Genomic DNA, 22,818 nt, shown 5'->3' on the forward strand with positions numbered 1-22,818 from the left:
GGATGAGATCGACAAGACCTCCAGGCGAAAAATGTGCTATGGATCTCCTGCGCGGGCGACTCCGTGGCGAAGAGCGGAACATCGGATGCAGGTTCCACCAGGCCGCCTCATGACAGTCCTTCCGGTTTGGAGCGTCCGCGCACCTTCGGCCTGGTCTTCCATTGTGCAACGAAGTGCTCGTAGGCCTGCTCGGCGTGTCGAGCGACATCCATTTCCTGATCTCGAAGCGCCTTGACGTTGTAGGCATGTGCCGGACCTGGCTTGTTGCCCTTCTTCTGAGGTTGGCCTGAGCGCAGTTCCATAGCGCGTCGTTTCGTCGCGACCAGCGCTGGACGTGCCCACCGGTAATCGGTCTGCTTGGTCAACAGATGCCAGCAGAGCACGGTGAGCTTGCGGGCGAGCGCGACAGCGGCGATCTGGTGCCCACGTTTCGCCCTGATCCGCACGAAGAAGGCATGCAGCGGACCCGGCGCTTTTGCCGCCGCCCAAGCCGCTTCGACCAGCATCGCACGTGCGTGGCTGCGTCCGGATTTGCTGATGCGGCCGTGATGAGCCGCGCCAAGACCGGACTGGCGTACCCGCGGGTTGAGGCCGAAATAGCTCACGAGCTTCTGGGGGCTCGCGAAGCGCCTGATGTCGCCGATCGCAGCGACAAGCCCGGTGGCGACCGTCAGATTGACGCCCGTGATCGAAATCAGCCGCGCGACGTCAGCGTCATCGAGCGCCTCGCCGGCGATTTCCTTGTCGAGGGCGGCGAGGTCTTCGCCCATCCGGTCCAGCTCGCGGACATGACGCTCGATCGCGACCCGCTCGTCATCGGGTACCGGCTGTCGTTCGAGCCAGCCACGCCCGACCTTGCTGAACAGGTCGGCGTGCGGACAGAGCGGGATCAGATGCGCATGCAGGATGGCGTGCACCTCGTTCTTGATCCGCGTCCGGTGCCGCACGATCTGATACCGGCGCGCAACGAGCCGCCGCTTGCGCTCCGTCGCGGCATCAGGCGTCCAGATCTCCGGCAGATAGCCGGCCGCATACAAGCTCGCCAAGGTGCCTGCGTCGACCTTGTCGGTCTTTACATGCGCATGCGCGATTGCCTTCACCTGGACCGGATTGGCAATCACCACCCGAGCCACGAACGGCGACAGCACACGGGACACCGCCATGCAGTTGCCAGTCGCCTCGATCACGACCTCGTCGGTCGCCTGCAGCTTTTTGCAAAACCCCTCCAGCCCCGTTCTGGTCATATCGACCCGACCCGCGTGCCGAAGCTTTCCGTCTTCCCAAATCACCACCTCGCCAAACGTTCGGTGGATGTCCATTCCAACAACCCGTCGCATTGGTTCCTCCTGTCAGCACAATGACGGGAGCGGCGGGCGACACGACACCTACGGATCCGCGCTCTCGGCGCAACCGGGCGAGTCGCAGAGGCGGCCAGCTACTAACTCGAGCTCGAAGCTCATCCTATACATCGGCCTGCCCGCACATTCGTGCTCCCGGTGCCTCTGTCCCGGATGGTCGCACCATACGCCACAACTCGCGAGTCGCAGCAGGAACATTGGCACCGGCATCCTCATACCGGTTACAAACGCCATCGAGGCGTTGAATGCCCAGCTTCGACGGGCGGTCAGGGCCAGGGGGCACTTTCCCAGCGACGATTCAGCGACCAAGCTGCTCTATCTGATCTTGAACCGATCCGAGAAAGAGTGGAAAATGCCGCCACGTGAGTGGTCTATGGCCAAGGCCCAGTTCGCCGTGCTGTTCGGAGAACGCTTCATCAAGGCCATGGCAGCGTAATGTTCAACCGCCCGCCCACACACGGAATTCCTGACAGTCCCCGATCTCGCGGTGACTGGCTTCAATGGCCTTTCGTTCGGTGATATCGAGAGAGGTTCCGACAAGACCTACCACCGCACCGTCGGCATCCCGCAGCGGTGATTTGGTCGACAGCCAGATCGCGCGCCGGCCATGGGCAAAATTCACATCCTCCTCGACCTGTTCGGAGCGGCCGCTCGTCATGATCCGCTGATCGGTAGCCATCACCATGGCGGCCTGCTGCTTGCCCGCGACTCCATATCTGTGAGGCAAGGCGCGATCCAGTTGAAGCTGGGCGCGGGCCGTCGATTTGGAAGCGGAATGTTACTGGCCGGAAAATGCCCTGAAGCCAAAGGGGCGCACAGCGGTTTCTCAATCGAAGCCGGGTATCATGATTGCGCGTTCTTTGCGCCGAAGGCGAGAGGCGGATCGCAATCGCGATAGGACTGCAAATCAAAAGACCGTTTCACAAGTCGGCGGGGAAGGCGCACCGTCAGCCACAAAAAAGGGCCCTCAGCAACGCTAAGGGCCCGACCGAGCATTATCTTAAATGCCTCAATTCTCGCCGTTGTCCTTCACGCCTACGGTAGGGACGTCGACCTCGGTCTTCTTCGTTCCGACGACGACCTCCTTCGAATCGACGTCAACCTTCGGGAGATCTCCCCCCTTTACGCTGACCTTGGGCATGTCACCGCCAGAAACGTCGGCTTTCCAGAACCCTGTTGCAAACAGGAGGCCCACGACCGCGACTACGATGAGCGCGACAATCGCAATTGTGCGACCCGCATTGCTACGCTTTTCGACAACTCGAGTACCGTGAATATCTCGGTGAACTTCGACCATTTGCACCTCTCCTGCATACAATTATACGCTTAACTGGCATCCTCCTTCTCGGTTCCAATTGAGAGACGTTCTCACTGCCCGTTCGCTGCGCGCAGGTCCTGAACCCGCAGCGGGAGTTGCATTCCGCCCGCATGGGAACCAGCTTCACCTTCATCCACAGGCCCACTGGGCTGTTCGATGCCATCACATCGTGTTGAAGCTCCCGCTCACGGCAGGACGACTTGGCCATCGCGACGGTTTTTTGGCTGCTTTGACGAACTGTGCCTAATGATAGCCGGTAGAAATGATCTCAAGTCCATGAGCGATATGATCCGGCGATGTTCAACGCTGCAAGGGACTTTGTACTTGCGGAACGGTAATGCGCCGGAAGCGGGCTTCAACGAGACTGAAGACGCCGAACAGCATTAGCCCAACACCAATTATCGATAGAACCGCCACGCCTTTTGGTTGCGCACGAAGTTCTTTCAATGCGTCCCCTAAACCGCCAGCCCGGGCGGGATCATGATGAATGGCAGCGGCAATCAAAAGCCAACCGACCACGGCAAAAACCACAGCGCGCGAGCCGTATCCGAACCTGCCGATCCACCTCACATAAGCCGGGGCTGGCACATCTCCACCCAGTTCATCAAAACTCGCCTGATATGCTTTGTGCGCCTGCGCAGCGGCGACAATAAACAAAACGATACCTACTCCGATCAACAGTGCCAGACCGCCAGGCATGTCGAGTACCCACGCCGACCAGTTTTGCGCGGTCTCGTCCCCCGGACTACCTTGTCTTCCAGATGTCTGCTGTAGAGTAAGTTTTCCCGCTACGAGGCAGAGCGAGATGTGAGCAGCTCCGCTGATGAGATAGGAGATGCGCTCCACTTTGCCTTTAATGGTACTGCCGCGACCCTCGGGGTCGAGGATGCCCTCTGCAATTCTCCAAAAGGCATAACCTGCAAAGCCGACCGCGCAAATCGCCAGTATGACATGGCCCAGTGGCTTTTCGCTAAGGCTGCCGAGCGCGCCCTGGTTGTCGCTCGGTTCTGCCCCTGTCCGCGACGCGTTGAGCGCAAGCCATCCAATCAAAATGTAAACGAGCCCGCGAGCAGCGAAACCGAGCCGGGCAAGCGCCGTCATTTTATCGCTGTATGCCATGTCTTTCTCCCAACGCATTCGAAATGCATGGGGGCAACCCGCGTTCCAGCAGCGCGCGTCAACCGGACCGGAAAGCTCACTGGCGAAGTCGGCACCCGCGAGTAGCCAGGAGTTCGCTGATGAGTCCCGTTTTCCGCCCGCTGCCGAGACATGGCGCAAACGATGGAGCTATCGAGGCCGAAGTGAACACTGTCAGCGATGGTTCCGACCCACGTGACCGACGCCGCCTTCCAGACCCCAGCCTCTATCCACCGCCGCAACCGACAATAGATCGTCTTCCATTTCGTGGGGGGTGGAGCCGACGAGCGCGCGGAGATGGAAAGGATCGCTCAAGTCCGCCAGATTGTCAGCCGCCAGAATTGCGCCTTCGTGAAAACTGACGAGAATGAGGAACGCCAAGGCGTTTCGTCGCGTTTCCCCTGTGCCACAGCGTCGATGGGGAATGAGAGATGAGATCGCCCGCTTTCATTAAAAGCGCACTGATCATCGGCATCGCGGGCGCGACCGCACTCGGACTAATCGCCGCGACCACCGTACCCACGCAAATCAGCTCAGTCGAGGACACCTGGCGCGACCGTTATGGCTGGAAGGGCGATGTCACTTACGATGGCGGTTCGCAGGAGATCGAGAGCTATGCCCTCGCTGACAACGTGACGCCGACGTGGCTTTTCAATTCTGCATCGCTGCCGACCGGCTCCGTGCAGGACGATCGCGATATCTCGTACAATGACTATGCGCTGCCGTCGGATCGCTATGACTATGTCGAATACCCCATCGATGAGTTGGCCGGGCCTATGACCGCCAGCTACAATGCCCAACCGCTGGCGCTGGAGGATGCGGCCGAGACCGCTGCCCGATCGGCAGAACAGGCGATGCGGGAGGTGCGAATGGCAGAAGCAGCGCCTGCGGATGCGCAGCTTCCTGAGCCAGCGCCCAATTCGGGGGCGGGTGAGCGTCCGGTCGAGGTGTTGGGAACCCTGCAGCCCTGAGAATGCGGCCAGCCGTTCAGGCAGGGCGCAAGGCTGACCTGCACGATCGGCGTCGCGTGCCATTTCAGTTAGCTCCGGCGTTGGAGGCGATGGGTCATACTCATATCGTTCGCATTCAAGGTGCCCTAATCCGAGTTAGCGGCTTGCACTCATTCGCGACCCTGAGCCGTTAAGCCACCAATTCTCTTCCGGGGTGCGGACACTCCGCTTTCCCGCTGGGAAGCAATACGTAATTCATTGAGCGTCGGTTTTGGGAAAGGCAGTTCCCCATTCGACTTTTGTCGAAATTTCATTCATGAGCGACGCAGCTATCTGGATCTTAGGCGGAGCATAGGACCCTTCACTTTGTAGGCTAGCGCCTCAAGGATGATGCCGTTGTTGTTCGCGGTGAAAGTGCCGATACGTCCACCCGCCTCCAGGACACCCTCATAGACGCCGCGGTCGGGGTCGAATTCGCGGGAGACCGCTGCGAACAAACTATCAGTGTAAGCCGTCGGCCATAGCACCCAAAGACCTATCGCGGCCTTGAGGGCCACGGCACTCCCACTCGGAAAAGGATCGCCGCCGGCACTGATAGTCGCCCATGTCTTGCCGTCGGCGAAGACCGTATCGTAGACGAAGTGCGGAGCCACCGCGAGTTGATGTTCTGTACGCGCGGTCAGGATTCCTGTGCGCTCGGCACGTTTCTCCTGCGCCAGATAGATGTGCCAGGCCTGCGCCGCAGCCCAGCCGTCGGTGAATTCGAAGGCATCGCTCGTCGCATCGTCGGCGCGATCCCATCCGAACTCTATGCCGTCGAGCATCGCGCTTTCCGTCACGACGTGGTTGCTGCCGCCTATGTTCATCGCATCGCGTTTGTCATGCGCGATCGCAACGTCCTCGATCGTGGTCAAGGCATAAGGCGCGGGCACCTCGGCGACAGCCGCCGGATGCCCCCACAGCGCGAAGCCCTTGGCCGCATACTCCTCGTAGCCTTGTTGCGGACCAGACCTTCGTCACGGATCTTGACCCGGATCGCGTCGAAGAAAACCAGCGGATAGGCCGGATCGAGCGGTCGGGCCTGCCAGGCGGCGACCTCTTCGAGCACGGCGTCGGTCACCGTCGAGATCAGGTCCGGCGAGACGTCGATACCGTACAGATCGCGCAAGTGCCCGACGATCTCCCGTGTGCTCATGCCGCGCGCATACATCGAGACGATCTTGTCGTCGAAGCCCGGAAACCGGCGCTGGTACTTGGCGATCAGTTGCGGATCAAAGCTGGCCTGACGATCGCGCGGCACCTCGATCTCGATCTTGCCGGTCTCCGTCACCACCGTCTTGCGGCCATAGCCATTGCGGCTGTTCCCGACCTGCGAGGCATCGCCAAGGTGGTAATCCATCTCGGCGTTGAGCGCCCGTTCGGCCAGCGCCTTCTTCAATGAATCCAGCAGGCCGCCCTGCTGGAGCGCACTGGCCGCATCGCTGCCGGCCAAGAGTTGATCGAGTAAATCAGCCGGGATCGCCGGCTCCTTGCGTCGAGGCATACAGGGTCTCCTTCTTACCCATTATGCCCGCTCACACACGGAATTCCTGACAGTCCCCGTGGAATGTCAGCTATCCTAAAATTGTTGCTCCGAAGCCGACCGTCGCGAATGTCCCACTCGTCGCCGTTCGCGTCGTGGATTCAGCTCTGCGAAGTTCCGACCAACTCACGTCAACAATTGCACGCAGCCAAAACCTCGCCGAGTGCACTGCATCACTGCCGCGCCATGCGATAGACCTCGGATCGCATCCGCTCCACCTCGGCGAGCGCCGCTTCAAACGCGCAAAAATCGTTGGTGACGTCGCGCGTCTCAGTGATTGCGAGCACGACGCGCTGCTGGATGGCCAACGCTGCTTCCTCGGCGCGATTTAACTGCTCGACGACCGCGCGACCTTCGGGCGAGCGGCGCGCCAGAATGTCGGCCCAGGCTTCGCCGCCTTCATAGTGCTCCTCGTCATGATCTGGCATCGCTCGCGCCTTCCAAATACAGCTGCGATGAGAACGATGCCAAATTCCGATGCTCCAGCCAACGACGGGGTTCTCCGCGATGTCCGCCGTTCCTCTCGTTAGCCCTCGGCGAGTTCGGTCACGACTTTCCTGGCGCGCGGCTTGCGGGCAGGCTTGGCGGCGACGACGGGCTCGACGGGGGCTTTGCGCTTACGGCCGAGACCGAGGGTCTTGGCGATCTCCCGGCGCTTTTGCGAGTGGCTGGCAGCGATCATCGGATAGTCGCTGGGCAAGCCGAACGCTTCGCGGTAGCTCTCGGGCGTGTAGCCGTGCAAGGTCAGGTGCCGCTTGAGCATCTTGTAGGGCTTGCCGTCGATCATGCTGACGAGATGCTCGGCTTTGATCGAGGCGCGGATGGAGACGGCGCCCTTGGGCTTTTCTTCCACCACCTCGGTCGGCGCACCGAGCTTTTCCAAGGCGCCGTAGACTTTTTCAATCAGCGTGCTGACCTCTCCCACCGCGACTCTGTTGTTGCTGACATGTGCCTCGACGATCTCGGCGGCAAGCGTAATGAGTATTTCGTTTTCGATGGCCAATTCTGGCTCCTATCAAGCGACTGTCTGCAGGATAATGCGCAAGTCGGTATTTATCCACCCATCACAATAATAATATCATCAGATGGGTCGTGAGGTGGGTCGTATGCGCTGACTTATATTTCACGATCCGTGAAGCCGATGTTAATCCCCGCCAGCGAAGATGCGATTGGCCCGAAATTCTAAGTGAGACCCGAGGCCGGGCGCGCAGATCCGAGCATTCGAGCTGCGCACTACGACGCCAGACGAAGTTTATACTCTGTCGCCATCGATCGAGGTTTGCGCAGTTACCGTAGCTCACACTATGCAATCGTCATTGTCGTTGGCGGCGAGACGACGGGGCAGCCGCTGGTTGTCTTCCAGTCGCAGTCTGACATGCGCTGCCTACTCTCCGTTCCGCAGGCGCGAGGTACTTGCTCGTTCCAGGCGAAGGCGAGGGCGAGTAGGAAAGGGAGTGGCGTCTCAGGGCCATGCCCTGATCGCGCTCTACTTCCGCTCCGCTTCAGCCAAGCCGCCTGGCGGCGTCTTGTCGGCACAGCCGTAACGATCGCATGACGCGTGCCGTCCTGCTCGAAGCAGACCGGGCGAAAGGCTTTGCCGCTCTTCGGCGGTCGCCGAGCCTGTGGCCCGGCGGCGTGGGGCCTTTGGCGGCATCAAGGTGACGGGGGGCGTCGCAGCCCTGTAGCCCCGCCTCGCCGGTGCGCAACCCGTCCGTTTCACTCCCGGGTCCTCCACTTCGTTGCGGCCTTGTCAGGTGCGCCCCGCCTTGGCCGGCGGGGCTGTTGGTCCGCTCCTGCCGCCCCCCGCCACCCTGGCGCCGGTCAATGGCGGTTGAGGAAAGGAGTGAAGAAGCCGTGAGCCATACCGAACGTAAGAGCCTCTATGGAGAGGTAACCGCAAGGATCATCGCCGAGCTGGAAGAGGGCCGGTTGCCGTGGGTGCAGCCGTGGGATGCTTCGAAGTGTCCATGCACGATGCCGGCGAACGCGGTGTCCGGAAGGTTTTATTCGGGGATTAATGTGCTCATTTTATGGGCAGCAGGGATCGGCGGCGGGTTCGGCTCGCAGCGGTGGCTGACGTACAAGCAGGCCGCAGCAGCAGGCGGGAACGTGCGGCGCGGCGAGAAGGGAACGGTGGTCTGCTACGCCGATCGCTTCACGCCCAAGGACGAAGCCGCCAAGGCGCAGGGCGAACACCGTGAGGCGCGCACCGTTGCGTTTCTGAAGCGCTTTGTCGTGTTCAACCTCGACCAATGCGAGGGCTTGCCGGACGACCTTCGAGGGGAAGCAGCCGTGCCTGATCCCGTCATGGCGATTGCCGAGGTGGACAGGCTGATTGCCGCTAGCGGTGCAGACTTCCGGATCGGCGGGAGCGAGGCATTCTATTCGCCGGGGCAGGACTATGTGCAGGTGCCGCCGCAGGCCGCGTTTCATGAGCCCATAAACTGGTTTCGCACAGCGCTTCACGAGATGGGGCACTGGGTCGGCGGTAAGGGGCGGCTGGAGCGCGATCAGTCCGGGCGGTTCGGCTCGGTGGCGTATGCGAAAGAGGAACTGGCGGCCGAGATGACGGCGGCTTTCACCTGCGCAACGCTGGGCATCCAGCCCACGGTCAGGCATGCAGATTACATCGGAGCGTGGCTTGAGGCAATGCGCGCCGATGAGAAGGCGATCTTCCGGGCAGCGAGCGCGGCCAGCAAGGGCGCCGACTATCTCCTCGCATTCGGGGAGGGACGGTCATGATCCAGCGTATCGCCCTATGGCAGCAGCGCAGAAAGGAGGCGCGCCTGCGTGACGCCTTCCCGGAGGTTGAGGATCCGAAGATGCGCCGGATGCACCGGGCAGTGGCATCGCTGCCCGCGCTGCACCGCGAAGTGTTCCGGCTGGCACGCGCCGAGGATCTGAGCACAGACGAGATCGCCGCGCGGCTTGGCCTTTCCCGCCGACAGGCCCGGCGGCATTTTGTCTACGCGCTGGTGATGCTCGTGCGCTCTATGGACAGGCAGGAACGGGACGGTTGGTGACAGTTGTCGCTGCCGCCCGGCATGCCGGGCGGCAGCATCAATTCAATTGGCCGGGGGCGGGGGCAGGGGCAACCATCGCCAGAATCGAAGACGGCATTTCGCGACGCGATCCGGCTCGCCATGTCGTGCTGCGCGATCACGATCGCGCAGCACGACGTCCCGGTCTCAGGCTGTGCCCTGTCACCTCCGCGACGTGGTCCACCAGAGCGGCGATGATCCCGGCGACATCCTCACGCGTAAAGCCGCCATCGTCCGGCTCGATGCCCTGCATCTGGCTCATGGTGTTCCACTTCCAATAAGGCGACAGCACCTGCATCAGGCGTTCGGTATCGGTATCCTCGTACCCGAAGCCCGTGGCGTTGGCGTAGGCGAGGGAACGGTCAACGTGGAGACCAATGTATTTGGCGCACCACATGTCCGGAAAGCCCACATCGAGCAGGTGCGATGATATCGCAAGCTGTGCGACAATGCCGGCCGAGTAAAGATAATCGGCCATGTCTTCATCGGCGGGGCGCGCCATACCCGCCATGAATGAATGCGCCCGCTCGAAGCGAACGAAACTGAAATTGCGTCCCTCGCGCGTGCGCACGAGCCGGACCGGCCGGGCATCGTAGCGGCGCCACAGCGCGCCGAGCTCGGAGCTCTCCCCGGGCAACGTGATGATCGCAGCACCCGGCGCTGCAGCGCCAAGGCGAGATGACGTAGCAGGAACGATACTGTCCATATGCACCTCCGGTCCGCGTCAGGAGCGGTAACGGAAGACCTCGGAGTATCACGCGGACCGACCCCGAACTCCCGCACGCTAACGCGCGGGAGCCGCCGGAGCTGGTAACATGCCAATGACATGCGCCGCCGCCTTTCACCCGAAGGTTTGGACATGCGCGACGGCACCCCGGAAAACCGTGTTTTCCGAGTTGAGCCATTGGCGGGATTACCAGTCCCGGCGCCGCCTTTTGCGCAGCGCCCGGCCACGATATCAGACGCGAATCCGCTCGCCAAGTTTTGCGTGAATGATGCGCAGCGGCCGGCCGTTGCCGCAGCCTCGGGCGATGTCATCGCCCGTCTTCGAGCTGGCGTTACTTGCCGCGACGTCTTGCAGATCGACCGAGCCGGTACTGCAGCATAGCCCAACGGGTACGCCAGGTGAGATTGGGCGGCGTGCTAACGTATCCTGGCTTCAATCCCGCCCGCCGACACATTTCGACTGTGGTGCGACGTCGCTTCACCGTCTCGATATAGCGCGAAACCTCGGCAACCGCCGCACGCGTCCTATCGATATCAGCATCATCTGGAAGAACAGGCATCCAAGCCCAGATACCGAGTTCATCGGCTTCCTTGAGTGTCAACGAAAGGTGAAACCGGATGTAGTCGTTTGGGGTACGATGACTCGCATCGAAAATGACGGGCAACGACCGGCGCAGCTTGTCGAGCCGGTCACGATCTTCCGCTGTCAGGCTGGACCAGTCTTTCACTTCAAGCTCGCGCATCATGGCATGAGCCCGGTCCCACTTCGCCTCCCAATCGGGATCGTAGGTCTCCAGCACGGTGCTATTGAACCGGACCAACATTCGCACCTCCCTCAACTTTCGCCTCAGCGTTCGTGCCTTGCGTTCCAGTCTGCGCCTGGCGCTGCGACAACGAGGATGTCGAGGCGAGCCGCAGATTGACAGTCTGCCCGTTGATCCGGCCATCGCCGAACCAGACGCCTCCGGCTCTGGTCCAGGTCAGCCCACGCGGATCGGCGACAAAATCGCCGGCCGGAATATGCGTGAAATGGATGTTGCCCGAGCCCGTGAGGTCGGTGGAGAAGCGGCCACCGACCACCTGGTTCGCCGCCTCTACGAGCGCGGCCTTCAGGGTATCCATCGGGATCGCCTGAAACGTGATCAGCACCTGTCTGCGGGCAGCCTCCGGGTCAGACAGGCGGGACGTTCCAAGCTCGTTGTCGATCAGCGCGAACACAGTGTTGGTGTAGATCGCCGAGATCGCCAGCATCTCCATGTAGCGGATGTGCAGTTCCTCGTCATACGTCGAAGGCCGGCGATGAGCACGGAAGAACGGCGTGTCGAACTGCGGGTCGACGTGGCGGTCGTCGATGGCCTCCACTTCCCAGCCTTTGCGCGGCTGCATGGCGAGCGCGATGGGAGCGGCGTAGACGATGTGATCGGGATCGAGCGGGGTTATGCTACGCATCTTGTCGATGCCAGTCTCGGCAATCTCTACGCGGGTGGGCACGACATGCGCCTCGACCGAGACATCGAAGCGCGGCCGCCCTTGTTCACCCGGTGAGAGGAGCATGCGCGCAAGGGCATCGAGCGGCATGCCGCGCGCTTCGATATCGGCAAGGAAGGCATCGGCCATGATCCCGGTCGCCGGCATCTCGTAGGTCTTGCCGGTTTCAAAGCCGAGCGCGCGCACCTTCTCCCACAGGCTCGACAAGCTCGAGCTCGAGCCTGAACTTTCCGAGGCCGATCCCGAGAGCGAGGGTCCACCCGAACCACAGGCCGACAGCATCGCGAGCAGGAAGCAGGGACCGACAAAGCGCACCGAGATCATCGGTTTGTCTCCTTCATCAGAGCGCGAAGCTCCTGCGCATCGGCGGCGCGATCCGCAGAGCTGCCCGCCAGTCTTTGCTCGAGCTCGCTCGCCCGCTGGCGCAGGCGTGCAAGCTCGGCTGCGGCGCTCGGATCGCAGCCTGTCGCCCCTGATGCCAGCTTCGATGTCGGCTCCAGCCGCCGCCCCGCCATCGCCTGCCAGTCAAGGTTGAACCCCGCGTCGAATGCAGCCCTGTCGGCCCGCACGACGGCGGTGTCGCGCTCGACCCGGATGTCGACGTGCTGCTGCCAGGTGACCGTCAGCCACGTCAGCACCGCCGCCATCGGAGCTGCCACCAAGGCGCCGGAGGCGAACCCGCTTAGCGCCATGATGAACGCTCGGGTAAGTATTCCGAAGGAAGAAGGGGCGAGGCTTTGCCTCGCTCTGTTTTTGTCCACACCCTACGCACGTGTGCTGCCTCCATAGCGTAGTCGATATGTGGTCGCAGTGACCAGATGACCAATGGCAACATACATGGAAAGCGGTGTCAACGTGGACTATACTTATTTATGAAAGTGCGTATTCTCTCCGCATACTGCCGAGGTAGGTGGCGATGGCACGTGTGATGCTGACAGGAAGAGTAACAGATACTCAGGCTGCTGCGCTAAAAGGGTACGCGGCGGATGTCGGCTTGCCGCTCTATCAGGCGACGGTTCGCGCGCTCGAGCTGGGCATCGCAGCGCTGGTCGGGGGCAGGGGCGCCGAGCCTGCCGGCTCTGACAGCACTGCCGCTGCGCTTCCAAATTCCCCTGATGTGGAAGCACTGCGCGAAGCGATAGAGCGGCTGACGACGCGTTCGGAACTGACCGATCGGTTGATCCAGCGGACCCTTTATGCGGCCGGGGCTGCTTATGCGGCGGCGCTCGCGGAACCAGGCCAAGGCGAGGAGCGCCTGAAGCAGATCGCGCTCGACGCGGATCGGATCTTCGATCGGCAGCTCGCCAAAGCGAAGGCCGATTTCTGATGGCGCTGCGTCGGGGCAAAGTCTGATCGATGACGCGCCGCGCAGAAATCCTCTCGCGCGGTCAGGCGAGCCAGAACCGGCGCTGGGCTGGCATCAACGCCCGGGCCCAGGTGGCGGCGATCTTGATCCTGGTGTGTGCCGGCGTGGGCGCCTTTGCGGGATGGAAGACGGCACCCGACCTCACCCGGCGCGGGGCCAGCCTTTATCTCAAGGTTCAGGGACGTGAGCTCCTCGATCCGTTCGGCCGGAACCTCCAGACATACGAGGCGCGCGCCCGGGTTGCGGTGCGTGATGAAATCCTCGCTGCGGAGAGTCCGGCCACCCGTGCCTTCAAGCGCCTGCTATGGCGGATGGGGATCTGTGCGGTGCTGTGCGGGATCGCCATCGGCATACCGCTGTACCGCTGGCGCCGCCGGGCCTGGCTGGCGGAAGGCGAGCGCGCCGGCCGCGACCGCACGGTGCGCGGCGCCGAGCGGGTGGATGCAAAGACGCTTGCGCGCATGGTCTCGGTTGGCGCTGGAACACATCCGGTAACGATCGGCGGGGTGCCAGTCCCTGAGAGCGAGGAGGCTCGGCACTTCCTGCTTGCCGGTGCGACGGGCACCGGCAAGACGACCGCGATCTGGGCGCTGCTCGACGAGGTGGAACGGCGCGGTCAGCATGCGTTCGTCCATGATGTCGATGGCGGCTATGTCGCGCGCTACTACCGTCCCGAACGCGGCGACCTGATCCTCAATCCCTTTGACGAGCGGTGCGCCTACTGGAACCCGTTCGATGATGTGCGCTCTGCCTCCGATGCCGACCGGCTGGCAGGGTTCATCGTTCCGAAGCCGGGAGGCAACGCTACTGGCGATGATGTCTGGTACGATCAGGCCCGGCTCGTCGCCGCTGCTGTGATCCGGCGCCTTTGGGAGCAGGGCAGGGGCAGTGTCGGTGAACTGGTCTATGCCCTTCGCGACATGACCCCCGATCAATTGGCGACCCTGACGCGCGGGACCGAAGCATCGCGGGTATTCCAGAAGGATGCCGACAAGGCGACCGCGAGCGTGCTGTTCTGCCTTGCCGAAGCGGCGAAGATCGTCGGCTCATTGAAGCGGACGGCGGGGGATGGACCCAGCCTCAGCTTCGACGACTTCTATCAGCGCCTGCCGGACATCGAAGGCGCGAACCCCTGGATATTTCTGGCTTCGCGCAAGCGCAATTTTGCCGCGGCAAAACCGCTGCTGGGGTGCTGGCTGGACTGCGCCGTGGCCGCGATCCTGGACCGGCCGATCCGCGGCGCGCCCCGGGCGTGGTTGATCCTGGACGAATTGCCGGCGCTGCCGCGCGCATCGGGGCTGCTGAGCTTGCTCCCCGAGGGGCGCAAGTTTGGGGCAGCGGTGGTGATCGCCTTCCAGGCGATCGGTCAGCTTCGTGAAACCTACGGCCAGCATGCCACAGGCACGATCGTCGGTCAGACCGGCACGCAGCTTGTCATGCGTCTCGGCGATCCGGAGAGTACCAGATGGGCCACCGAGCTGCTGGGGCGGTCGGAGATCGAAGAGCATCGCTCGAGCGCGTCACTCGACAGCGACGCCATGAGCGACAAGGGTTCGCTCTCGACCTTACGGCAGACCAAGCAGATCGTGCTCGACAGCGAGATCGGTCACTTGCCGCCGCTGACCGGCTTTTTGCGCTTGTCGGGCTTGCCGATCGCGCGCGTGGCGATCAGTCGATCGCATATGGAGAGGCCCGACATCGCGGAAGCTACCGTCCCTCTTGGAACTGCGAGGGTATCGGTACAGGTGCCGGCGTCGGAGCCGGCGCCGACATCATCGCCTGTTCCTGCGGTAGCGATGCCAGATCCAGGCGAGGACCGCACCGCCGGGGGAGCGCTGTAAGTGGTTGCCAGCGTCGCAGCTTTGAAAAGCGCCGCGCAGGCTTCCAGCTACTACGAAGCTGACGACTATTATTCGGAAGGCGGGGAAGCGCCGAGCGCCTGGTTCGGCGAGGGTGCCAGGGCGCTGGGGCTGGTCGGCGAGGTGGACCGCGCCGCCTTCAAAAGCGGCCTCGAAGGCGAACTGCCCAATGGCCGGCAGCTTGGTACCATCCGGAACGGTGAGCGCGAGCATCGGCCGGGGTGGGATGTGACTTTCTCCGCACCCAAGTCGGTGTCGATCATGGCTGAGGTCGCCGGTGACCGGCGCCTCATAGGCGCCCACGACAAAGCGGTGCGCACGGCCCTCGATTATATCGAGCGGCACGGCGCGGCGACCCGGGTTCGTGAGGGCGGGGAGATCAAGACGGTCGAGACCGGCAAGCTGGCGGTGGCGACCTTCCGGCACAATACCAGCCGTGCACAGGATCCCCAGCTTCACACCCATGCTGTGATCCTCAACGCCACGCAGGACAAGGCGGGCATATGGCGCAGTCTGGAAAGCCTGTCCTTCTTCCGCATCTATAAGGATGCGGGCGCGATCTACCGGCAGGCGCTGGCGCAAGAGGCGCGTCAGCTCGGCTATGCGCTGCGGGAGGCCAAGGGCTCGATGTTCGAGCTGGCAGTCGTTCCTGAGGCTGCGATCCGGCAATTCAGCGCGCGGGGTAATCAGGTGGAAGCCGCGCTGGCGGAGCGCGGCAAGACCCGGGCCAATGCGACTGCGGCCGAGAAGGCGACGCTGACGCTGGCCACCCGTCAGGCTAAGGAAGAGATCCCGCGCGAGGCGCTGGTACCGGGCTGGCGGGCCCAGGCTGATGCGGCCGGCTTCGGGGAGGCCGAGCGCATCGCGGCGATCGTAGCTGCGGAGAGCCGCGCGGTAAAGGATGGGCCACGCGGATTGGCGGAGACGGGGAGGGCGGAGATTGCCGCAACACTAGCCGTCGCCGCTGCCGCGCGTCATTTGTCGGAGCGCGAGGCGGTGTTCGGTGCCGCCGCCCTGGAAGCGCGCGCCGGCGAACATGCGGGCGGCAAGGTGAGCGCGGCCGAGATCGCGGCTGCCGTCGGTAGGGCACGAGCAGGTGGTGAACTGGTTGCACGCGAACGGGGGGCGGCGGGGCAGGGCTTCACAACCCGGGAGGCCGTGGCGACCGAACGGCGGATGCTGGCGATAGAGCATGCCGGGCGGAATGCAGCCGCAGCGCCGCATTCGCGGCAGGACGCGGCGCGGATCGTTACCACGGCTGCGTTCTTTGCCGAGGCTGAGGGGCACAAGTGGATTGAGGGTCAGCAGTCTGCGACCATTGGCTTGCTGGCGGGGCACGACCGTGTCGCGGGCGTACAAGGCTATGCCGGCACGGCCAAGACGACCACGGTGCTCGCGACCTATGCGGAAGGGATGCGCAGTGCGGGCTATCAGGTTCGCGCCTTTGCGCCCACGGCGGCGGCGGCAGCGTTACTCGGTGATGCGACCGGCACGAAGGGCGATACGGTTGCCAAGGCGGTGCTGACGGGCGAGCAGCTCATAGCCGATGCCGCCAAGGCCCGCGAAGCCTGGATCGTCGACGAGGCCTCGATGGTCGGTGCGCGCGACATGGCGCGCCTGCTCGGCATGGCTGAGCGCGCGAACGCCAGGGTGGTGCTGGTCGGCGATGTAAAGCAGCTTGGCAGTGTCGAGGCTGGCCGGGCTTTTGGTCAGCTGCAGGACGCCGGTATGCGGACTTTCGTGCTCGACAAGATCGTGCGGCAGCAGAACGACCTTACGCGCGAAGCGGTACAGGCGACGATCGCTGGCGACGGGAAACGGGCATTGGAGGCGCTGGACCGGGGTGGGGGCCGTGTCGCCGAGCTTGCTGATGTTGCCGACCGGCGCATCGCCATGGCCCGAGACTATGCCGCATTGTCTGTCCGGGAGCGTGAGCGCACGCTGGTCATGGACACCACGCGCGAGGGGCGTGAGCTGCTGACGCAGGCTATTCGGGCTGAGTTGCGCAAGGATGGCACGATCCGGGGCGAGGGGCTCACCGTAGCGACGTTGGAGAGCAAGGGGTTGACCCGGGAGGAGGCGCGCCATGCGCGCGGGTACGAAGTCGGCGACGTGGTGACCTTCCGGCGCGACTACGAGCGGCACGGTATCGAGAAGGGGCAGGCTTACCGGGTGGTACATGTCGACAGCGATGCCAACCGGATCGCGCTTCACGACCAGCAGGGGCGGGCGATCGAGTGGCGTCTCGACAAGTGGGGGCGGGGGCAGGTCGAAAGCTTCGCCGAAGTGCAGCGTGAATTTGCGGCAGGTGACCGCGTGCAGTTTACTCGCAACGATCGTCAGGCCGGCCGGGTGAATGGCGCGACTGCGGCGGTGGTCGGTATCGATGCCGAGGCACGCACCATGACTGCCGTCGACGCCCGCGGGCACGAGCATACCTTGTCGCTCGACAATACCGGTGACCGGCATATCCGGCACGGGTGGGTAGGCACCGTGCATGGCAGCCAAGGCGCGACAGCGGATCGGTCGATGACGCATCTGGAAAGCTTCCGGGCGAATACCGTGGATGCAAGGTCCGCCTATGTCGCGATTAGCCGTGCCCGGCAGCACGCTGCAATCTATACCGACGATAAGGAGAAGCTGGCGGACGCTATCGAGAGCAGAAGCGGAGAACGGCATAGCGCGATCGCATCATCACGCGGCGAGCGCATAATTGACAATCACAAGCCAGCGCAGAGCCGTGGAATCGGGCTCGGATGAGCTATCAAAGGCAATATCATCAGGGTAAAAGAAAAGCGGGAACGGCCGAGGTTGGGACTTTGCCGCCGTTCGCAACTCCCCTGCTCTGAGGCGACTTCCAACCCAGAACCGGTCTGTCCCGCCAGAGGCCCCCGCTACCTTGTTCACGGTTTCGCATTCAAAGAAAATGGCCCGAGAATATCTTGCGGCCTTTCACAGCTTCTCATGCTACTCGCCGACATTCTTGGGAATTAATGTTGCGATATCGAAACAACCTTCAATGGCGGTGATGCTTCAGTCTGCGCAAGAGCATGTGCTCGGTACCTTATCATCACTGATTTCATGATGCCGGTCACGACCGGCCTTGATCTCGTCCGCGCGGTTCGCGCCGAACGGCAGATTTGCGATGTGCCGATCGTGCTGATGAGCGGCGCGCAAGCTGAGATCGAACGTAGCCATCCCGACCTGTTCCAGGCTGTCGTCAACAAGCCTTGCGACAAGGCAATGCTCCTGACAGGAATCCGCGGCCTTATGAAAATTGCTAAAATCGAGGAAGGTTCGAGCTTTCGCTTTACCCGGCGCGCGGGAACGGTAGGAGCATAACACGACCGCTCCAGGAGATACCCACCAATGCAGCACGCACACCGTCTAACAAGCGGGATAGACGGCCTGGACCAGATTTTGGCGGGCGGTTTCATCTCCGGCGCCTCCTACATCATCCAGGGGCAGCCGGGAGCGGGCAAGACGATCCTTTCGAACCAGATCGCCTTCGCGCATATCGCGGGAGGCGGACGGGTGCTCTATGTCACGCTCCTGTCCGAAAGCCATGAGCGGCTGTTCCAGACCATGGATCCGCTGGCCTTTTTCGACCGCTCGCAGTTGGGTGCGGCGATCACCTATATCAGCGTCTTCCAGACTCTGCGCGACGAAGGGCTCGATGCCGTCGTCAAGATGTTGCGCAAGGAAACCAAACGTCAGGACGCCACTCTTCTCGTGTTTGACGGTCTGCTTAACGCACGGGATCGCGCCGACACGGACTTCGACGTCAAGACGTTCGTCGCGGAGGTGCAGGGTCAGGCCGCCTTCGTTGGCTGTACAGTGCTTTTCCTCACCAGTTCCAGCGTGACCGACCTCAATCCCGAACATACGATGGTCGATGGCGTGATCGATCTCACCGATACGCTTGCCGGCGTGCGCACCGTGCGCGAGCTGCAGGTCCGCAAGTCGCGCGGCAGCCGGGCGCTGGGGGGCCTTCACAAGTTCGAAATCAGCGATGAGGGCATCACCGTCTACCCCCGAATCGAGTCTCTGCCGGCACGGGTTGAGGCCAGCGTCCGGGCCGAGAGCAAGCTCAGCATCGGCGTTCCTGGGCTTGATGCGATGCTGGGCGGCGGCCTTCCTGAAGGTTCGATCACCTTGCTGGCCGGCCCTTCCGGCAGTGGCAAGACGACCTTGGGCATTCATTTTCTGTCGCAGGCAAGCGATGCTGAACCCGCGCTTCATTTCGGTTTCTTCGAAACGCCCGATCGCCTGCGCACTAAAGCGGCGGCTCTCGGCATTCGCCTGGCCGATCAGGAAGGCCAGGTCCTGACAATCGAACGCATGCCGCTCGCGGACAATATGCTGGACAAGCTGGCCCATCAGTTGCTCGCTCAGGTGCGCTCGCTCTGTATCAAGAGACTGTTCATCGATGGCTTCGGCGGTTTTGAACGCGCGGCTGTTCACCGCCCGCGGCTCATTGAGTTTTTCGCCTGTCTGATGGATCAACTCAGAGCCGAAGGCGTTACCACGTTGGCGACGTGGGAAATCCGCGAACTGGTCGGTTCCGACGTCGCGGCACCAGCCAGGGAAATTTCCGCCATTCTCGACAATATGATCCTCCTGCGGCTCTTTGAGGAGGACGACCAGCTTATTCGGGCTGTCTCTATCCAAAAGATGCGCGACAGCCATTTCGACACGTCGGTCCACGCGGTGGACTTCGCTCCGAACGGGTTGATGCTCGGCGGGGCGCTCAGTGCCCGCCAGGTGCCTCCCCATCCTCAACGCTAAGCGGCACACAGCCGTGGGGATGAACCCGGGGAGAGACTAGACTATGGCGCATATCCTCGTAGTGGACGACGAATTTCTCCTCGCCATGATGCTTACCAACATATTGGAGGACGAAGGGTACGAGGTGGACACCGTTTCCAACGGCGAGGCCGCACTCGCTGCGGTGCGTAAGAGACGGCCCGATTTAGTAGTCACCGACTTTATGATGCCCATGATGACGGGTCTGGAGTTCGCCGAGGCGGTGCGCGCAGATGCGGCGCTTGCAAACCTGCCGATCATTCTTGTCAGCGGCGCGCAAGGTAACATCGCCCGTGAGCGGCCCGAACTTTTTCAGGCGGTGTTCGACAAGCCCTATAGGAACAGCGCCATTCTGGAAGCCATCGCAAACCATGTTGCGACAGACCAGGAATAACGGCCTGCCGCACATCGAAAGAATCCATAAGCTCTCCTCAGCCTCTTTTTACCCAAATCACTCGGTATAGGTTTGCGACGTTCGCGACGTGCTTCGTTGCATAATTTGCCCTATCAGGGTTGCGTTGCGCATCGGCGCAGCTGTCCCGCTGCACTCGTGAGGAAGCCAATTTGACCGACCACGCCAACATTCCTCACAGTCGCTCTGGCAAAAGCGTCGCAGATGACGAACGTATTACCAGCGAATTGAGCGGGCTTGACCCTTTCACTGATCCGTTCGTCGCCGCCGTCCATTCGACCCGCATGCCAATGATCATCACCGATCCCAGGCTTCCAGATAATCCGGTGGTCTTCGCTAACGGCGCCTTTTGCAGGCTGACCGGCTACGAGCGTGATGAAATCCTTGGTCGCAATTGTCGGTTCCTACAGGGCAAGGACACGGATCCCGAGACAAGGCGCAAGCTGCACCATGCGGTGGAGCAGGCCGAACCGGTTGAGGTGGATATCCAGAATTACCGAAAGAATTGCGAGCCATTCTGGAATCGGCTCCTCATGGCCCCGGTGTTCGACGCGGACCAGAGACTTTCCTATTTCTTCGCAAGTCAGGTTGACGTTACGCTTGAACGTGAGCGTCTATCCGGCCTGGAGCGCGACAATGCCGCGCTGATGGCGGAAGTGAGCAATCGTTTGCTTACCCAGCAGGAGCGCGAGCGCGAGTTGGCGCTCGCATTGCGGGCGGGCGGTTTTGGTACGTGGAGCTTCGAGCTAGCCTCGCGGACGCTCACCGCCTCGGAAGAGTGCAAGATGCTCTTCGGCCGACCGCTCGATCAGCCCTTCTCGTTCGAGGATCGGATCGCGGCCGTCCACCACGACGACCGCAGCCGGGCGATCGACAAGATGATCGAAGCTGGCTTGAAGGGCCGCGAATATCAGGAAGAATATCGCATCGTCTGGCCCGACGGCAGCACACGCTGGATTTCGTCGCGCGGACAGCCATTCGTCGATGTCGAGGGTAAACTGTTGCGGGTTGCCGGGGTTTCGGTCGATATCACCAATGCCAAGCGTGAAGAACTAAAGCGCCAGGCGCTCGTACGTCTCCATGACCTGATTCGCGATCTCGATCATAGTGCTGACATATCCCATGCTGCGGCAGAAGTCCTAGGGGAGACTCTTGGCGTCAGCCGCGCGGGCTATGGCATGGTCGACCCTGTCAACGAAACGATCACGATCGAACGCGACTGGAATGCCGCCGGCGTCACCACCATAGCGGGCACCCTCCAGTTTCGCGCGCATGGCACCTATATCGAGGACCTAAAGCGCGGTGAGACCGTAAGTGTCGATGACTCCCGCCTCGATCCGCGCACGGCTCAGACGTCGGCTGTTCTGGAAGCGATCAGTGCGCGCGCCTTCATCAACATGCCCCTTCATGAGCAAGGCGGGTTCGTCGCTCTCATTTTCGTCAACAACGAGGCACCGCGGCATTGGTCTGAAGACGATATCGCTTTCATGCGCGAAGTGGCTGAGCGCACCCGCGACGCTGTCGAGCGCCGCCGCGCCGAGCGAGAATTGGCGGATCTGGCCACATCGCTCGAGCGCCAGGTGGCCGAGCGCACCGCAGAACTAGTGGCCGCCGAAGATGCCCTGCGACAATCGCAAAAGATGGAGGCCGTCGGGCAACTGACCGGAGGCTTGGCACATGACTTTAACAATCTCCTAACCGGAATCAGCGGTGGCCTCGAACTGATCAATTTGCGTATCGAACAGGGTCGAGCCTCCGATATCGGCCGATACATGACCGCCGCGCAGGATGCGGTGAAGCGGGCGGCAGCACTCACCCACAGGCTGCTGGCGTTCAGCCGAAGGCAGACGCTCGATCCCCGTCCAACCGATGCGAACAGACTGGTCAGTGGACTGGACGATTTGGTCCGGCGAACCGTTGGTCCGTCCATCGTCGTGGAAACAAAGCTCGCAGAGGACCTGAAGTCGATCTTGGTCGACCCAAATCAGCTTGAAAACGCGATTCTCAATCTGTGTATCAACGCGCGCGACGCAATGCCCGATGGCGGACGTCTGATGATCGAGACGCAGGATTGCCGTGTCGATGAAACTTTCGGTCGCGAGCGCGACATTGACCCAGGCCATTTTGTTTGTGTTTCGGTCAGCGACACGGGAAGCGGTATGGAGCCGGAGGTGATTTCGCGAGCCTTCGAGCCATTCTTCACGACCAAGCCTATCGGCAGCGGCACGGGGCTGGGTCTGTCCATGATCTACGGCTTCGCACGGCAGTCCGGCGGCCAGGTCCGGATTCATTCCACACCTGGGCTTGGTACCACCGTCACCATCTACCTGCCCCGCAACGGCCAAGCCGTCGAAGACGAAGCATCGCAAGCAGACTTTTCATCAGCACCGCGCGCAGAGGGCACCGAAACGGTTTTGGTTGTCGATGACGAGGCGACCATTCGCCTGCTCATCACCGAAACGCTTGGCGACCTTGGCTATTCCGCCATCGAAGCCCCTGACGGGCCGACAGCCATGGACATTATCGCCCGAGGTGGAAAGATCGACCTCCTGGTGACAGACGTCGGCTTGCCAGGCATGAACGGTCGGCAATTGGCCGACGCGCTACGATCAAATCAGCCGGACCTAAAAGTCCTTTTCATCACTGGTTATGCTGAAAATGCTGTTCTAAATCATGGACATCTTGAAGTCGGCATGCAGATTATCACCAAGCCTTTCACGATGGAAGCGCTTGCGTCCCGGATAAAGGCGTTGCTTTCCTAGTTGCGAGCCGCTT

General features: G+C 62.1%; 22 protein-coding genes and 2 pseudogenes. 11 read left to right on the forward strand and 13 right to left on the reverse strand.

Going from position 1 to position 22,818, the window contains the following annotated elements:
• Window positions 1-107: 107 nt before the first annotated feature.
• Window positions 108-1,319, reverse strand: a complete 1,212-nt coding sequence (locus tag HWN72_RS21825; RefSeq protein ID WP_248006229.1) for an IS110 family transposase — start codon at window positions 1,317-1,319, stop codon at window positions 108-110.
• Window positions 1,320-1,569: 250 nt separating this feature from the next.
• Between HWN72_RS21825 and HWN72_RS21830 the strand changes: the two are divergent.
• Window positions 1,570-1,794 (forward strand): annotated as a pseudogene (locus HWN72_RS21830) (transposase); the annotation flags it as partial.
• 3 nt (window positions 1,795-1,797) lie between these two features.
• Here HWN72_RS21830 and HWN72_RS21835 read toward each other — a convergent pair.
• From HWN72_RS21835 to HWN72_RS21850, 4 genes are all read right to left on the reverse strand, one after another.
• A complete protein-coding gene (locus tag HWN72_RS21835) occupies window positions 1,798-2,085 on the reverse strand; it encodes a PAS domain-containing protein (RefSeq protein ID WP_256434610.1) in 288 nt (95 codons plus the stop codon).
• A gap of 282 nt (window positions 2,086-2,367) precedes the next feature.
• Window positions 2,368-2,655, reverse strand: coding sequence for a hypothetical protein (locus HWN72_RS21840; RefSeq protein WP_211151338.1), 288 nt, complete (start codon window positions 2,653-2,655; stop codon window positions 2,368-2,370).
• A gap of 321 nt (window positions 2,656-2,976) precedes the next feature.
• A complete protein-coding gene (locus tag HWN72_RS21845) occupies window positions 2,977-3,795 on the reverse strand; it encodes a DUF1206 domain-containing protein (protein WP_211151339.1) in 819 nt (272 codons plus the stop codon).
• Window positions 3,796-3,987: 192 nt separating this feature from the next.
• Window positions 3,988-4,194, reverse strand: a complete 207-nt coding sequence (locus tag HWN72_RS21850) for a hypothetical protein (protein ID WP_211151340.1) — start codon at window positions 4,192-4,194, stop codon at window positions 3,988-3,990.
• 50 nt (window positions 4,195-4,244) lie between these two features.
• Between HWN72_RS21850 and HWN72_RS21855 the strand changes: the two genes are divergently transcribed.
• Window positions 4,245-4,784, forward strand: a complete 540-nt coding sequence (locus HWN72_RS21855) for a hypothetical protein (protein ID WP_211151341.1) — start codon at window positions 4,245-4,247, stop codon at window positions 4,782-4,784.
• Between the two features lie 308 nt (window positions 4,785-5,092).
• On the opposite strand, the gene HWN72_RS21860 is transcribed toward HWN72_RS21855, so the two are convergent.
• The 4 genes and pseudogenes from HWN72_RS21860 to HWN72_RS21875 all read right to left on the reverse strand — a co-directional run bounded on the left by HWN72_RS21860 (window position 5,093) and on the right by HWN72_RS21875 (window position 7,348).
• Window positions 5,093-5,725 (reverse strand): DUF3131 domain-containing protein, encoded by a 633-nt coding sequence (locus HWN72_RS21860; RefSeq protein WP_211151392.1) that lies wholly within the window; start codon window positions 5,723-5,725, stop codon window positions 5,093-5,095.
• 29 nt (window positions 5,726-5,754) lie between these two features.
• Window positions 5,755-6,306 (reverse strand): annotated as a pseudogene (locus HWN72_RS21865) (transposase); the annotation flags it as partial.
• A 212-nt stretch (window positions 6,307-6,518) separates the two neighbouring features.
• Window positions 6,519-6,773, reverse strand: a complete 255-nt coding sequence (locus tag HWN72_RS21870) for a hypothetical protein (protein ID WP_211151342.1) — start codon at window positions 6,771-6,773, stop codon at window positions 6,519-6,521.
• Window positions 6,774-6,871: 98 nt separating this feature from the next.
• Complete coding sequence (locus HWN72_RS21875) at window positions 6,872-7,348, reverse strand: MucR family transcriptional regulator (RefSeq protein WP_211151343.1); 477 nt, start codon at window positions 7,346-7,348, stop codon at window positions 6,872-6,874.
• A gap of 821 nt (window positions 7,349-8,169) precedes the next feature.
• On the opposite strand from HWN72_RS21875, the gene HWN72_RS21880 reads away from it, so the two are divergent.
• Window positions 8,170-9,087, forward strand: coding sequence for an ArdC family protein (locus tag HWN72_RS21880; protein ID WP_211151344.1), 918 nt, complete (start codon window positions 8,170-8,172; stop codon window positions 9,085-9,087).
• Entirely contained in the window at window positions 9,084-9,368 is a 285-nt protein-coding gene (locus HWN72_RS21885) for an RNA polymerase sigma factor (protein WP_211151345.1), read from the forward strand. The genes HWN72_RS21880 and HWN72_RS21885 overlap by 4 nt, the downstream gene beginning before the upstream one ends.
• 136 nt (window positions 9,369-9,504) lie before the next feature.
• Here HWN72_RS21885 and HWN72_RS21890 read toward each other — a convergent pair whose 3' ends face one another.
• From HWN72_RS21890 to HWN72_RS21905, 4 genes are all read right to left on the reverse strand, one after another.
• Complete coding sequence (locus HWN72_RS21890; RefSeq protein ID WP_211151346.1) at window positions 9,505-10,092, reverse strand: hypothetical protein; 588 nt, start codon at window positions 10,090-10,092, stop codon at window positions 9,505-9,507.
• 352 nt (window positions 10,093-10,444) lie between these two features.
• On the reverse strand, window positions 10,445-10,936 hold the full coding sequence (locus HWN72_RS21895; protein WP_211151347.1) for a hypothetical protein: 492 nt from the start codon (window positions 10,934-10,936) through the stop codon (window positions 10,445-10,447).
• The gene (locus HWN72_RS21900; protein ID WP_211151348.1) at window positions 10,917-11,924 is read right to left on the reverse strand and encodes a hypothetical protein; all 1,008 of its coding nucleotides are present in this window, start codon (window positions 11,922-11,924) and stop codon (window positions 10,917-10,919) included. The genes HWN72_RS21895 and HWN72_RS21900 overlap by 20 nt, the downstream gene beginning before the upstream one ends.
• Window positions 11,921-12,262 (reverse strand): hypothetical protein, encoded by a 342-nt coding sequence (locus tag HWN72_RS21905; RefSeq protein ID WP_211151349.1) that lies wholly within the window; start codon window positions 12,260-12,262, stop codon window positions 11,921-11,923. The genes HWN72_RS21900 and HWN72_RS21905 overlap by 4 nt, the downstream gene beginning before the upstream one ends.
• A 254-nt stretch (window positions 12,263-12,516) precedes the next feature.
• On the opposite strand from HWN72_RS21905, the gene HWN72_RS21910 reads away from it, so the two are divergent.
• From HWN72_RS21910 to HWN72_RS21940, 7 genes are all read left to right on the forward strand, one after another.
• Window positions 12,517-12,927: a hypothetical protein gene (locus HWN72_RS21910; RefSeq protein ID WP_211151350.1), complete on the forward strand. Its 411-nt coding sequence runs from the start codon at window positions 12,517-12,519 to the stop codon at window positions 12,925-12,927.
• Window positions 12,928-12,956: 29 nt separating this feature from the next.
• Window positions 12,957-14,807: a type IV secretion system DNA-binding domain-containing protein gene (locus HWN72_RS21915; protein ID WP_211151351.1), complete on the forward strand. Its 1,851-nt coding sequence runs from the start codon at window positions 12,957-12,959 to the stop codon at window positions 14,805-14,807.
• Window positions 14,808-17,585 (forward strand): MobF family relaxase, encoded by a 2,778-nt coding sequence (mobF, locus tag HWN72_RS31895; protein ID WP_211151352.1) that lies wholly within the window; start codon window positions 14,808-14,810, stop codon window positions 17,583-17,585.
• A 321-nt stretch (window positions 17,586-17,906) separates the two neighbouring features.
• A complete protein-coding gene (locus HWN72_RS21925) occupies window positions 17,907-18,167 on the forward strand; it encodes a hypothetical protein (protein WP_211151353.1) in 261 nt (86 codons plus the stop codon).
• A gap of 27 nt (window positions 18,168-18,194) precedes the next feature.
• Window positions 18,195-19,613: an ATPase domain-containing protein gene (locus HWN72_RS21930; RefSeq protein ID WP_211151354.1), complete on the forward strand. Its 1,419-nt coding sequence runs from the start codon at window positions 18,195-18,197 to the stop codon at window positions 19,611-19,613.
• Window positions 19,614-19,656: 43 nt separating this feature from the next.
• Window positions 19,657-20,025, forward strand: a complete 369-nt coding sequence (locus HWN72_RS21935; RefSeq protein WP_211151355.1) for a response regulator — start codon at window positions 19,657-19,659, stop codon at window positions 20,023-20,025.
• Between the two features lie 170 nt (window positions 20,026-20,195).
• Window positions 20,196-22,805, forward strand: coding sequence for a PAS domain-containing protein (locus HWN72_RS21940; protein ID WP_211151356.1), 2,610 nt, complete (start codon window positions 20,196-20,198; stop codon window positions 22,803-22,805).
• Window positions 22,806-22,818 lie beyond the last annotated feature (13 nt).

Source organism: Novosphingobium sp. HR1a (assembly GCF_015594425.1).
GTDB classification, from domain to species: Bacteria; Pseudomonadota; Alphaproteobacteria; order Sphingomonadales; family Sphingomonadaceae; genus Novosphingobium; species Novosphingobium resinovorum_A.

What these genes read in the sequence shown, in the direction of transcription:
- HWN72_RS21825 (WP_248006229.1), bottom strand. Translation starts at nt 1,319, where the DNA reads ATGGACATCCACCGAACGTTTGGCGAGGTGGTGATTTGGGAAGACGGA.
- HWN72_RS21840 (WP_211151338.1), bottom strand. Translation starts at nt 2,655, where the DNA reads ATGGTCGAAGTTCACCGAGATATTCACGGTACTCGAGTTGTCGAAAAG.
- HWN72_RS21845 (WP_211151339.1), bottom strand. Translation starts at nt 3,795, where the DNA reads ATGGCATACAGCGATAAAATGACGGCGCTTGCCCGGCTCGGTTTCGCT.
- HWN72_RS21855 (WP_211151341.1), top strand. Translation starts at nt 4,245, where the DNA reads ATGAGATCGCCCGCTTTCATTAAAAGCGCACTGATCATCGGCATCGCG.
- HWN72_RS21870 (WP_211151342.1), bottom strand. Translation starts at nt 6,773, where the DNA reads ATGCCAGATCATGACGAGGAGCACTATGAAGGCGGCGAAGCCTGGGCC.
- HWN72_RS21880 (WP_211151344.1), top strand. Translation starts at nt 8,170, where the DNA reads ATGGCGGTTGAGGAAAGGAGTGAAGAAGCCGTGAGCCATACCGAACGT.
- HWN72_RS21885 (WP_211151345.1), top strand. Translation starts at nt 9,084, where the DNA reads ATGATCCAGCGTATCGCCCTATGGCAGCAGCGCAGAAAGGAGGCGCGC.
- HWN72_RS21890 (WP_211151346.1), bottom strand. Translation starts at nt 10,092, where the DNA reads ATGGACAGTATCGTTCCTGCTACGTCATCTCGCCTTGGCGCTGCAGCG.
- HWN72_RS21895 (WP_211151347.1), bottom strand. Translation starts at nt 10,936, where the DNA reads ATGTTGGTCCGGTTCAATAGCACCGTGCTGGAGACCTACGATCCCGAT.
- HWN72_RS21900 (WP_211151348.1), bottom strand. Translation starts at nt 11,924, where the DNA reads ATGATCTCGGTGCGCTTTGTCGGTCCCTGCTTCCTGCTCGCGATGCTG.
- HWN72_RS21910 (WP_211151350.1), top strand. Translation starts at nt 12,517, where the DNA reads ATGGCACGTGTGATGCTGACAGGAAGAGTAACAGATACTCAGGCTGCT.
- HWN72_RS21915 (WP_211151351.1), top strand. Translation starts at nt 12,957, where the DNA reads ATGACGCGCCGCGCAGAAATCCTCTCGCGCGGTCAGGCGAGCCAGAAC.
- HWN72_RS21925 (WP_211151353.1), top strand. Translation starts at nt 17,907, where the DNA reads ATGATGCCGGTCACGACCGGCCTTGATCTCGTCCGCGCGGTTCGCGCC.
- HWN72_RS21930 (WP_211151354.1), top strand. Translation starts at nt 18,195, where the DNA reads ATGCAGCACGCACACCGTCTAACAAGCGGGATAGACGGCCTGGACCAG.
- HWN72_RS21935 (WP_211151355.1), top strand. Translation starts at nt 19,657, where the DNA reads ATGGCGCATATCCTCGTAGTGGACGACGAATTTCTCCTCGCCATGATG.